General features: G+C 63.2%; 11 protein-coding genes. 9 read left to right on the forward strand and 2 right to left on the reverse strand.

The features are described 5' to 3' along the window. Positions 1–8: 8 nt before the first annotated feature. Together FBX99_RS24150 and FBX99_RS24160 are read right to left on the reverse strand one after the other, a co-directional pair. Complete coding sequence (locus FBX99_RS24150) at positions 9–1,325, reverse strand: bifunctional DedA family/phosphatase PAP2 family protein (RefSeq protein WP_144929853.1); 1,317 nt, start codon at positions 1,323–1,325, stop codon at positions 9–11. A gap of 270 nt (positions 1,326–1,595) precedes the next feature. Beyond that, positions 1,596–2,276 (reverse strand): DNA-3-methyladenine glycosylase, encoded by a 681-nt coding sequence (locus FBX99_RS24160; protein WP_144929854.1) that lies wholly within the window; start codon positions 2,274–2,276, stop codon positions 1,596–1,598. 186 nt (positions 2,277–2,462) lie between these two features. On the opposite strand from FBX99_RS24160, the gene FBX99_RS24165 reads away from it, so the two are divergent. The 9 genes from FBX99_RS24165 to FBX99_RS24205 all read left to right on the forward strand — a co-directional run bounded on the left by FBX99_RS24165 (position 2,463) and on the right by FBX99_RS24205 (position 11,880). Beyond that, positions 2,463–3,734, forward strand: coding sequence for a glutamate-5-semialdehyde dehydrogenase (locus tag FBX99_RS24165; protein WP_145133149.1), 1,272 nt, complete (start codon positions 2,463–2,465; stop codon positions 3,732–3,734). A 43-nt stretch (positions 3,735–3,777) separates the two neighbouring features. Continuing rightward, positions 3,778–4,422 carry a nicotinate-nucleotide adenylyltransferase gene (gene nadD, locus FBX99_RS24170; RefSeq protein WP_178112049.1) on the forward strand — a complete coding sequence of 215 codons (645 nt, stop codon included), beginning with the start codon at positions 3,778–3,780 and terminating at the stop codon, positions 4,420–4,422. Positions 4,423–4,492: 70 nt separating this feature from the next. Beyond that, positions 4,493–4,987 (forward strand): ribosome silencing factor, encoded by a 495-nt coding sequence (gene rsfS / locus FBX99_RS24175; protein WP_047702701.1) that lies wholly within the window; start codon positions 4,493–4,495, stop codon positions 4,985–4,987. Positions 4,988–4,996: 9 nt separating this feature from the next. Beyond that, the gene (gene rlmH / locus FBX99_RS24180) at positions 4,997–5,464 is read left to right on the forward strand and encodes a 23S rRNA (pseudouridine(1915)-N(3))-methyltransferase RlmH (RefSeq protein WP_003185785.1); all 468 of its coding nucleotides are present in this window, start codon (positions 4,997–4,999) and stop codon (positions 5,462–5,464) included. A gap of 10 nt (positions 5,465–5,474) precedes the next feature. Further along, on the forward strand, positions 5,475–7,370 hold the full coding sequence (mrdA, locus tag FBX99_RS24185; RefSeq protein ID WP_047702700.1) for a penicillin-binding protein 2: 1,896 nt from the start codon (positions 5,475–5,477) through the stop codon (positions 7,368–7,370). Positions 7,371–7,401: 31 nt separating this feature from the next. Next, positions 7,402–8,505 carry a rod shape-determining protein RodA gene (rodA, locus tag FBX99_RS24190; protein WP_178112051.1) on the forward strand — a complete coding sequence of 368 codons (1,104 nt, stop codon included), beginning with the start codon at positions 7,402–7,404 and terminating at the stop codon, positions 8,503–8,505. A gap of 17 nt (positions 8,506–8,522) precedes the next feature. After that, on the forward strand, positions 8,523–9,530 hold the full coding sequence (mltB, locus tag FBX99_RS24195) for a lytic murein transglycosylase B (protein ID WP_144929858.1): 1,008 nt from the start codon (positions 8,523–8,525) through the stop codon (positions 9,528–9,530). Beyond that, complete coding sequence (locus tag FBX99_RS24200) at positions 9,530–10,555, forward strand: septal ring lytic transglycosylase RlpA family protein (RefSeq protein ID WP_144929859.1); 1,026 nt, start codon at positions 9,530–9,532, stop codon at positions 10,553–10,555. The genes mltB and FBX99_RS24200 overlap by 1 nt, the downstream gene beginning before the upstream one ends. 167 nt (positions 10,556–10,722) lie before the next feature. Next, positions 10,723–11,880, forward strand: a complete 1,158-nt coding sequence (locus FBX99_RS24205) for a D-alanyl-D-alanine carboxypeptidase family protein (protein WP_047702696.1) — start codon at positions 10,723–10,725, stop codon at positions 11,878–11,880. The last annotated feature ends 18 nt before the right edge of the window (positions 11,881–11,898 follow it).

The raw sequence follows: 11,898 nt of genomic DNA on the forward strand, positions 1-11,898 counted from the left end.
CCTGGTCGTTAGTAGGCATACCTCAACATCCCATGAGGCAGATGCCGCAGAGCGAAGAAACTGAACGCGGCCACCAGCGCCGGCAAGATCAGCCACCAGATTTTCGGCGGCATGGCGGGCAGTGGGGTCTGGCGTTGGCTCAACCACAGGATGGCGGCGCAGACGCAGGCGGCGAGCATCGCGCCGGCGAGGATGTCGCTGGGCCAATGGGCTCCCAGGTACACCCGGGACAAGGCAATCGCCAGCGCCGGCAGGCAGCCCAGCAGCAGCCAGGTCAGGCGCAGGCGTGGCGGTTGTCCGCGACCGGCCAGGACCGCGAGTGCCAGGAACAGCGCGAACGAGCCGGAGGCATGACCGCTGGGCATGCTGTAGCTGGTCAGTGGGTCGGTGAGGATTTCCGGACGCACGCGGGCGAAAAAGTGCTTGAAGCCGGTATTGGCCAGGGCAGTGAACAGCATCGTGGCACCGGCGAAGATTGCCTGTCGCCATTGGCGCGCCAGTAACAGCAGTCCGGTCAGCAGGGCGCTGAAGATCAGCATGAAGCGGAATTCGCCGATCAGCGTGAAGGTCACGGCGATTTCGTCCAGGGTCGGGCTGCGATGTTCCTGGACCAGGGCCATCAACCCTTGGTCGAAGGCCGTCAGGTAGCGGAAACCGATGAACAGGCCGAGCAGGATCACCAGGCCCAGGCCGGCAATCAGCGCCGTGGCGTGTCGATGCCGCCGCAGGCTGCTGTTGACACTCAACCCGATCATGACCGCGATGCTGCCGATGACAATGCCGGCCTGTAGCCAGAAGCCTTCGGGCAGCGGCAGGCGAATCGCTGCCCCGGTGGCCCAGCCCGGCAACAGGTACGCCACGCTCCAACCCGACGCGGCCAGCAGGCTGACGGCGGCAAAACGGGGGAAGGGCATGTCGCACATCCCGGCCACCATCGGCAGCATCGGTCGCAACGGGCCGATAAAACGCCCCACCAGCAGACTGGCGATGCCGTAGCGCTGGAAATAGCTTTCCGCCGCACTCATCCATTCCGGGTGGTGCCGCAGCCCCGGCAGGCGTCGGATGTTCTGGTGGAAGTGCCGGCCCAGGAAGTACGACACCAGATCCCCGAGCAAGCCCCCGAGCAAGCCCAGCAACAGTGTCTCGCCCAGGGACAAGGCACCACTGCCGGCCAGCACCGCGACGGCAAACAGCAGCACGGTGCCCGGTACGATCAACCCGGCGATCGCCAGGCATTCCACGCACGCCACGATGAACACCGCCACCGCCAGCCATTGTGGGTTGGCGGCCAGCCAGCCAGTAATGCTATCGAGCCATGGGCCCATAGGTACAACTCCATTGAATGTGCATTGTTATTGTGGGAGCGAGCCTGCTCGCGATAGCGGTTTGTCAGTCAATATCGGATTCTACTGATCCGACGCCATCGCGAGCAGGCTCGCTCCCACGGGGTTTCGGCGCTGAACGAAAATCTGTGGCCACCGAAAATCCAATGTGGGAGCGGGCTTGCTCGCGAAGGCGGTGTGTCAGTCGACATCAATTCTGCTGACCCGACGCTTTCGCGAGCAAGCCCGCTCCCACAGGGGGCGGCGGTGTTATCAAGGCAGCAAAAAATAATCGCGCCCCTCGACCTGTCCACGCCGCAAGGGGTTGCGGGTGCACCATGGTGCATAGGCGGCGTCGACGAAACGGTAGGGCAGATGCTCGTCGCGGCCCAATGGGATGCCCAGGCGGGTGGTCTGGATCACATTGACCGTCGGCACCGCCACGTCTTCCACCAACAATCGCTCGGGGTCGAAGCGTTTGGCGTCCCATTCCGGCACCTTCAGCCCCAGGGCCTTGCAAAGCAGGGTCTGTCCGGCGCAGAGCTTCTGCGGTGTGCGTGGGCGGCTCTGGGCGTCGGGGTTGTTCAGCAGCATCTGCGCCAGGCTCTCCGGGCCGGAGATAGCGTCGACCCAGGGGTACGCCGATTTGATCAGCACCGCATTGCCCGGGCCCTGGGCGCTGAAGTTCAGCGAGTCGCCGCCCCGGGCGTAGTACATATAGATGTGGCCGCCGTCGAGGAACAGAGCCTTGCGTTTTTCGGTATAGCCCAGGGAGGCGTGGCTGCCCTTTTCGGCGAAATAGTAGGCTTCGGTCTCGATGATGCGGGCGCTGAGCCACAGGTTGCCGACCTTGTGGCGAATGACTTTGCCCAGCAGGTCCTTGGCGAGCACCTGGGCGTCGCGGTCGAAGAAGGCGTGGGGCAGGGCGTTTGGCGTATGAGGCGAATCGGTCATGACAGTAGACGAACTGAGGCCAAAGGAAGGGCGATGATAGCAATGGAAATCTTAATCGCCGCTGAACAGGTGAAATTCCTGACAGTTTTGTGCCTCCGCCGGTCACCACTGTGAGTCCATGCTGTTAGTCGAGGGTTACGACAGCTATAATCTGCCGCTTTCCTCTTCGCCAAGACCACACAGACCATGACTGAGTCCGTTCTTGACTACATGACCCGCCTGGGTCACGCCGCTCGCGAAGCGTCGCGCATCATCGGCCGTGCCAGCACCGCGCAGAAAAACCGTGCCCTGCAAGCCGCCGCCAATGCGCTGGACGCCGCTCGCACCGAGTTGTCCGCCGCCAACGAGCTGGACCTGGCCGCCGGCCGGGCCAATGGCCTCGAGCCGGCCATGCTCGAGCGACTGGCGCTGACCCCGGCGCGCATCGACGGCATGATCGTCGGTCTGCGTCAGGTGGCGGCCCTGCCTGACCCGGTCGGGGCGATCCGCGACATGAGCTACCGGCCATCGGGTATCCAGGTCGGCAAGATGCGCGTGCCCCTGGGCGTGGTCGGGATCATCTACGAGTCGCGGCCGAACGTGACCATCGACGCCGCGAGCCTGTGCCTGAAGGCCGGTAACGCGACCATCCTGCGTGGCGGTTCCGAGGCGATTCATTCCAACCGTGCCATTGCCGCCTGCATCCAGCGTGGCCTGGCCGAGGCCGGGCTGCCGGCCGCCGTGGTGCAAGTGGTGGAAACCACCGACCGCGCCGCTGTCGGCGCGCTGATCAGCATGCCCGAGTTCGTCGATGTCATCGTGCCGCGTGGTGGCAAGGGCCTGATCGAACGGGTCAGCCGCGATGCCCGTGTACCGGTGATCAAGCATCTGGACGGCATCTGCCACGTCTACGTCAGCGCCCACGCCGAGCTGCCAAAGGCCCAGCGCATTGCCTTCAACGCCAAGACCTATCGTTACGGCATCTGCGGTGCCATGGAAACCCTGCTGGTGGACCAGGCCGTCGCCCAGGAATTCCTACCAGCGATGGCCGCTCAGTTCCGCGAAAATGGCGTCGAGCTGCGTGGCTGCGAGCGCACCCGGGCGATCATCGAGGCGGCAGAAGCCACCGAAGAGGACTGGAACACCGAATACCTGGCGCCGATCCTGTCGATCCGCGTGGTCGACGGGTTGGATGAAGCCATCGAGCACATCAATCGTCATGGTTCGCACCACACCGATTCGATTGTCAGCGAGCACCAGGGCGAAACCCGGCGCTTCGTGACTGAAGTGGATTCGGCGTCGGTGATGATCAATACCCCGACCTGCTTCGCTGATGGCTTTGAATACGGATTGGGCGCCGAGATCGGCATCTCTACTGATAAGCTGCACGCCCGCGGCCCGGTGGGCCTCGAAGGGCTGACCTGCGAGAAGTACATTGTGGTCGGTGATGGCCAGTTGCGCGGACAGGAGCCGGTCTGACTTGGGCGACCTCGACCCGTCAGCCGCTGTGACGACGACAGCCCTGCCCCGGCGCATCGGTATCCTGGGCGGCACGTTCGACCCGGTGCACATCGGCCACTTGCGCGGTGCGCTGGAAGTCGCCGACGCCCTGGGCCTCGATGAGCTACGCCTGACGCCCAACGCCAGGCCGCCTCACCGGGATACGCCGCAGGTGTCGGCGCAGGACCGTCTGGCGATGGTCGAGTGCGCGGTGGCCGGAGTGCCGCCGCTGGTGGTGGACGCCCGCGAATTGCAGCGGGACAAACCGTCCTACTCCATTGATACCCTAGAGCTGATGCGTGCCGAAATGCCCGCCGACGCCCAGGTTTTCCTGCTTCTGGGCTGGGACGCGTTTTGCGGCCTGCCCACTTGGCACCGCTGGGAAGAGTTGCTCCAGCATTGCCACATCCTGGTGTTGCAACGCCCGGATGCCGATAGCGAGCCGCCGGATGCCTTGCGCAACCTGCTGGCGGCGCGCTCGGTGAGCGACCCGCTGGCCCTCAAGGGGCCGAGCGGACAGATTGCATTCGTCTGGCAGACGCCGCTCGCGGTATCCGCCACCCAGATCCGTCAACTGCTGGCCAGCGGTAAGTCGGTACGTTTCCTGGTGCCCGACGCGGTCCTGGCCTACATCGATGCGCACGGGCTGTACCGTGCGTCGAACTGAACGAGGCTGCTTCAAGGCACGTGAATGCGTGTAGCGAAGCGCCCGAATATACGAGCAAAACGAGTTTTATATGACTGACAAAGACGTAAACAAAGTAAAGCGCAAGGGCACTTTCAAAAGCGCCCCGCTGCCTGTTGAGGCCCATACCGGTGCCGTACTGGCCGGCGAGGAGCTGGTCAAGGTGGCCGTTGCCGCCCTGGAAGACGTCAAGGCCCAGGACATCCAGGTGATCGACGTTCGTGAAAAGCAGAGCATCACGGACTTCATGATCATCGCCACCGGTACCTCCAACCGCCAGATCGGCGCGATGCTGGACAAGGTCCGCGAAGCGGTCAAGGCCCAGGGCATCAAGCCGCTGGGTGAAGAAGGCAAGGGCGACAGCGACTGGGTCCTGCTGGATATGGACGATGTCATCGTGCACATGATGACCGCCTCGGCACGTCAGTTCTACGACCTGGAGCGCCTGTGGGCCGGTGCCGAGCAGAGCCGTGCGGCGGATGCCCGTCACCACAGCCCTGAAAACACCCATGAGCACTTTACCAAGCTCAACAAAGACCAGCAGTAAGGGATCGCTGTGCGACTGCGCCTGATCGCCGTCGGTTCCCGCATGCCCAAGTGGGTGGAAGAAGGCTGGCATGAATATGCCAAGCGTCTTCCTTCCGAACTGGCCCTGGAACTGGTGGAAATTCCGCTCAACACCCGTGGGAAGAACGCCGACGTGGCGCGCTTCATTCGCCAGGAGGGCGAAGCCATGCTGGCCAAGGTCGGGCCGAACGAGCGCATCGTCACCCTCGAGGTCCACGGCAAGCCCTGGAGCACCGAGCAACTGGCGGTCGAGCTCGATCGCTGGCGGCTGGACTCGCGCACGGTGAATTTCATGGTCGGCGGCCCGGAAGGGCTGGCGCCGGAAGTCTGTGCCCGGGCCGATCAGCGCTGGTCGTTGTCGCCTCTGACGTTGCCGCACCCGTTGGTGCGGATTCTGATCGGTGAACAGTTGTATCGTGCCTGGACAGTCCTGTCCGGGCACCCTTACCACAAGTAATCCTGCCCTCATGCCTCAGCCGATCCGCATCAAGGACCACGAAAAAGACGCCCGCCTGGTGCGCAGTCGCGTCGTGTTCGGCGCCATTACGGTGGTGACGCTGATCGGCGTGCTGATTGCGCGGCTCTATTTCCTCCAGGTGATCCAGTACGAGTACCACTCGACCCTGTCGGAAAACAACCGGGTGCATGTGCAGCCGATCCCGCCGACCCGTGGTTTGATCTTCGACCGCAATGGCGTGGTGGTGGCTGACAACCGCCCCAGCTTCAGCCTGAGCATGACCCGCGAGCGGTCCGGCGACTGGCAGCAGGTGCTGGATGTCATCGTCGAAGTGCTGCAACTGACGCCCGAGGATCGGGCCATCTTCGAAAAACGCATGCGTCAGGGGCGTCGGCCGTTCGAGCCGGTGCCGATCCTGTTCGAGTTGACCGAAGAGCAGATTGCTCTGATCGCGGTGAACCAGTTCCGCCTGCCGGGCGTCGAGGTGGTGGCGCAGTTGGTGCGTCATTACCCCCAGGGGGCGCACTTTGCCCACTCGGTCGGCTACATGGGGCGGATCAACGAGAAAGAGCTCAAGAGCCTCGATCCGGTCAACTACAGCGGCACCCACCACATCGGCAAGACCGGCATCGAGCGCTTCTACGAGCCCGAGCTGCACGGCCAGGTGGGCTACGAAGAAGTCGAGACCAACGCCCGCGGTCGCGTGTTGCGGGTGCTCAAGCGCACCGACCCGATCCCCGGCAAGGACATTGTCCTGAGCCTGGACATCAAGTTGCAGGAAGCCGCTGAAGCGGCCCTGGGCGGACGCCGTGGCGCCGTGGTGGCGCTGGACCCGGCCACCGGCGAAGTCCTGGCGATGGTCAGCCAGCCGAGTTTCGACCCGAACCTGTTCGTCACCGGCATCAGTTTCAAGGCCTATGCCGAGTTGCGCGACTCCATCGACCGGCCCCTGTTCAACCGTGTCCTGCGCGGCCTCTACCCGCCAGGCTCGACCATAAAGCCGGCCGTGGCGATCGCCGGGCTGGACGCCGGCGTGGTGACCGCCTCGAGCCGGGTCTTCGACCCCGGTTATTACATGCTGCCCAACTACGACCACAAGTACCGTAACTGGAACCGTACCGGCGACGGCTATGTGGACCTGGAAACGGCGATCATGCGTTCCAATGACACCTACTTCTATGACCTGGCCCATAAGCTGGGGATCGATAGGTTGTCGTCCTACCTGGGCAAGTTCGGCATCGGCCAGAAAGTCTCCCTGGACATGTTCGAGGAATCGCCCGGCCTGATGCCCTCACGGGAATGGAAGCGGGCGACCCGTCGCCAGGCGTGGTTCCCCGGTGAAACCCTGATCCTGGGGATCGGCCAGGGCTACATGCAGGCAACGCCGTTGCAACTGGCCCAGGCCACGGCCCTGGTGGCGAGCAAGGGCAAGTGGCATCGCCCGCACCTGGCCAAGACCATCGAAGGCCAGCCGCCCGTGGACCCGGACCCGATGCCGGACATCGTCCTGCACAATCCGTCGGACTGGCAGAAGGTCAACAACGGCATGCAGCAGGTGATGCACGGCGCCCGGGGTACGGCGCGCAAGGCGGCGATCGGCTCGCCTTATCGCATCGCCGGCAAGAGCGGTACGGCCCAGGTGGTCGCGATCAAGCAGGGCGAGAAGTACGACCGCTCCAAAGTCCAGGAGCGCCATCGCGACCACGCCTTGTTCGTCGGCTTCGCCCCGGCCGACAACCCGAAGATCGTTGTTTCGGTGATGGTCGAGAACGGTGAGTCCGGTTCCGGTGTCGCCGCGCCCGTGGTGCGTCAGGTGATGGATGCCTGGCTGCTGGACGAGCACGGCCAGCTCAAGCCCGAATTCGCAAGCCCCACCACCGCGGAGGCTACGGCCCGTGAAGAATAATTTCGACCGGATCCTTTCCAGCGAAGATGTGATGCGCCGTCGCGCCACGCTGTTGCAGCGCATGCACATCGATGGCCCGCTGCTGGTCCTGCTGCTGATCCTGGCCGCGGGCAGCCTGTTCGTCTTGTATTCGGCCAGCGGCAAGAGCTGGGACCTGCTGGCCAAGCAGGCCACCTCGTTCGGCATCGGCCTGGTGTCGATGATCGTCATCGCCCAGCTTGAACCTCGTTTCATGGCGCGCTGGGTGCCGCTGGCCTATGTGGTCGGCGTGAGCCTGTTGGTGGTGGTGGATGTAATGGGCCATAACGCCATGGGGGCCACGCGCTGGATCAATATCCCTGGGGTGATCCGCTTCCAGCCTTCGGAATTCCTGAAGATCATCATGCCGGCGACCATCGCCTGGTACTTGTCCAAGCGCACCTTGCCGCCGCAGCTCAAGCACGTGTGCATCAGCCTGATGCTGATCGGCATCCCGTTCATCCTGATCGTGCGCCAGCCGGACCTTGGCACTTCATTGCTGATCCTGGCGGGGGGAGCCTTCGTGCTGTTCATGGGCGGGTTGCGCTGGCGCTGGATCTTGAGCGTGATCGCCATCGCGATACCGGTGTCGGTCGCCATGTGGTACTTCGTGATGCACGACTACCAGAAGCAGCGCATCCTGACCTTCCTCGACCCGGAAAGCGACCCATTGGGCACCGGCTGGAACATCATCCAGTCCAAGGCCGCCATCGGCTCCGGCGGGGTATTCGGCAAGGGTTGGCTGATGGGCACCCAGTCGCACCTGGACTTCCTGCCGGAAAGCCACACCGACTTCATCATCGCCGTGATGGGCGAGGAGTTCGGCCTGGTGGGGATCTGCCTGCTGCTGCTGATCTATCTGTTGCTGATCGGCCGGGGGCTGGTCATCACCGCCCAGGCGCAGACCTTGTTCGGCAAGTTGCTGGCGGGCAGCCTGACCATGACGTTTTTTGTTTACGTTTTCGTCAACATCGGTATGGTCAGTGGCCTGTTGCCGGTCGTGGGGGTGCCGTTGCCCTTCATCAGCTACGGAGGAACTTCGCTGGTGACGCTACTGTCAGCGTTTGGGGTCTTGATGTCGATCCATACCCACCGCAAGTGGATCGCGCAGGTTTGAATAAGGTGAAGAGTTCAATGCAAGCAATGCGTGGCTGGTCGGCGCGACATGCGTGGGTCGGCCTGATCGGCCTCCTGGGCGGTGCGTCGCACGCCTTGGCCGGTGAATACGAAGGCTCGCCCCAGGTGGCCGAATTCGTCGGTGAAATGACCCGCGACTACGGCTTCGCCGGTGAGCAACTGATGGGGGTGTTCCGCGAGGCTGAACGCAAGCAGTCGATCCTCGACGCGATCTCCCGGCCCGCCGAGCGGGTCAAACAGTGGAGCGAATACCGGCCGATGTTCATCACCGAGGCGCGCGTCGCCCGGGGCGTGGACTTCTGGCGCCAACACGAGGCCGCCCTGGCCCGCGCCGAGCAGGAATATGGCGTGCCGGCCCAGGTCATCGTGTCCATCATCGGCGTCGAGACCTTCTTTGGCCGCAATACCGGGAATTTCCGGGTGATCGACGCGCTGTCGACCCTGGGCTTCGATTACCCGCCGCGGGCCGAGTTCTTCCGCAAAGAACTGCGCGAGTTCCTCTTGTTGGCCCGCGAGGAGCAGGTCGACCCGCTGACCCTCAAGGGGTCCTATGCCGGGGCCATGGGCCTGCCGCAATTCATGCCCAGCAGTTTCCGCGCCTATGCGGTAGATTTCGATGGCGATGGCCACATCAATATCTGGACCAACCCGACCGATGCCATCGGTAGTGTTGCCAGCTATTTCAAGCGCCACGGCTGGGAAGCCGGTCAACCGGTGGTCAGCCGTGCCGACGTGCGAGGCGAGCAGGTGGACGAAGGCCTGAGCGAAGGCATCGAGCCGACGAAAACCGTCGGGGAGTTGCGGGCGCTGGGCTGGTCGAGTCATGATGCGCTGCGTGACGACATGCCCGTCACCGCCATCCGCCTGGAAGGCGAGCAGGGCCCTGAATACTGGATGGGTCTGAAGAATTTCTACGCAATTACGCGTTATAACCGCAGTGTGATGTACGCCATGGCTGTGCATCAACTGTCTGAAGAGCTGGTCAAAGCACGGGGCGTCAAATAATGCAGGCATTGCCTACCTATCAACCCCTGAACGCCAGGCCCTTGAAGTTCGTGGCACTGGCTGCGCTGTCGCTGTTGGTCGTCAGTTGTTCGACCAGTCGCGCACCGACCCAGAAAAACACCACCGCCGTGCGCGCCATGCCGGGCCTGGACATCAACCGTGCCCACAAGGACGGCGCGCCGTGGTGGGACGTGGATGTCTCGCGCATTCCCGACGCCACCCCGACCCTGCACACCGGCCCCTACAAGGCCAACCCGTACACGGTGCTGGGCAAGACCTATTTCCCGATGGCCGACTCCAAGACCTACGTCGCCTCGGGCACAGCGTCCTGGTATGGCACCAAGTTCCATGGCCAGAACACCGCCAATGGTGAGGTGTATGACCTGTACGGCATGAGCGCGGCCCACAAGACCTTGCCGTTGCCCAGTTACGTGCGGGTGACCAACCTGGACAACAACAAGAGCGTGATCCTGCGGGTCAATGACCGTGGGCCGTTCTATTCCGACCGTATCATCGACTTGTCGTATGCGGCGGCGAAAAAACTCGGTTACGCTGAAATCGGCACCGCGCGGGTCAAGGTCGAGGGCATCGACCCGCAGGAATGGTGGGCCCAGCGTGGCCGTCCGGCGCCTTTGATGCTCAACGAGCCAAAAGTGGCGCAAAATGCCGCGCCGACGGTGACGGCATCCACCGGCACGGTCGAACAATGGACACCGCCGCCACAGCAACACGCCGCGGCCGTAGTGCCTGTGCAGTTGGATGCAAAAAAAAACGCTTCTGCAACAGCGTCTGGCCAGTATCTGCAGGTGGGCGCGTTCGCCAACCCGGACGCTGCCGAGCTGCTCCGGTCGAAGCTCAGCTCGATGGTGAGCGCTCCGGTGTTCATCAGCTCGATCGTGCGCAACCAGCAGACACTGCATCGGGTGCGCCTGGGGCCGATCGGCTCTCCGGGTGAAGTCCAGCAGGTGCAGAACAGCGTGCGCCTGGCCAATCTCGGTTCGCCGAGCCTGGTCACTGCCGAATGATTGATTGAAGGCCCGCTTGCGGTTCGAGCGGGTCCGGTTGTTGGCTCCATGAATAACAAAAGCCCGGCAAGGGATGTGAGTGAGCAACTTAATACGCGGCGGCCCGTCAAGAAGGCTGCCTGTTCAGTATTGCCTCCGGGCAGTCCATTAGCGATTTCGAGAGACGGATGAACATTACCACCTTTGCCAAACGCCTTTGCCTGTTAGTCCCGCTGCTTCTTTCACCTGCCGCGTTCGCGGTCGAGATGATGCCGTCGCCTCCACAACTGGCGGCCAAGGCCTTTGTGCTCATGGACGCCAGCAGCGGCAATGTGCTGGTCGAGAGCAACGGTGACCAGCGCCTGCCACCGGCCAGCCTGACCAAGCTGATGACCGCCTACATCGCGACCCTGGAAATCCGTCGCGGCCAGATCGGCGAGAACGACCCGGTGACCGTCAGCGAAAATGCCTGGCGCACCGGCGGTTCGCGGATGTTCATCAAGGTCGGCTCGCAGGTGACCGTCAGCGACCTGCTGCACGGCATCATCATCCAGTCCGGCAACGACGCCAGCGTCGCCCTCGCCGAGCACATCGCTGGCAGCGAAGACGCGTTTGCCGACATGATGAACAAGACGGTTGCCGACCTGGGCATGACCAACAGCCACTTCATGAACCCGACCGGCCTGCCGAACCCCGAGCACTACTCGTCGGCGCATGACATGGCGGTCCTGGCCCGGGCGATCATCCACGAAGACCCGGCGCACTACGCCATTTATTCCCAGAAGGAGTTCTTCTGGAACGGTATCAAGCAGCCCAACCGCAACCTGTTGCTGTGGCGCGACAAGACCGTCGACGGCCTGAAGACCGGCCATACCGAAGAGGCCGGCTACTGCATGGTGTCTTCGGCAGTGCGTGACGGCATGCGCCTGATCGCCGTGGTGTTCGGTACCAACAGCGAAGTGGCCCGTGCCGCTGAAACCCAGAAGCTGCTGACCTACGGTTTCCGCTTCTTCGAAACCCAGACCTTCTACCAGAAGGGCACCGAACTGGCCCAGGCCCAGGTCTGGAAAGGCACCAGCAGCCAGGTTAAAGCCGGCCTGGCCGAAGACCTGACCATGACTCTGCCAAAAGGCCAGCTCAAAAAGCTCGCTGCCAGCATGACCCTGAACCCGCAACTGACCGCCCCCATCGCCAAAGGCGACGTGATCGGTAAGGTTGAAGTCAAACTGGAAGACAAAGTGGTGCACAGCGCCGACTTGATCGCGCTGGATGCGGTCGAGGAAGGTGGTATCTTCCGCCGCATGTGGGATAGCATCCGGCTATTCTTCTACGGCTTGTTCAACTGAATCGAAGGTTGACTGCAC

Source organism: Pseudomonas sp. SJZ074 (assembly GCF_007828215.1).
GTDB lineage: Bacteria > Pseudomonadota > Gammaproteobacteria > Pseudomonadales > Pseudomonadaceae > Aquipseudomonas.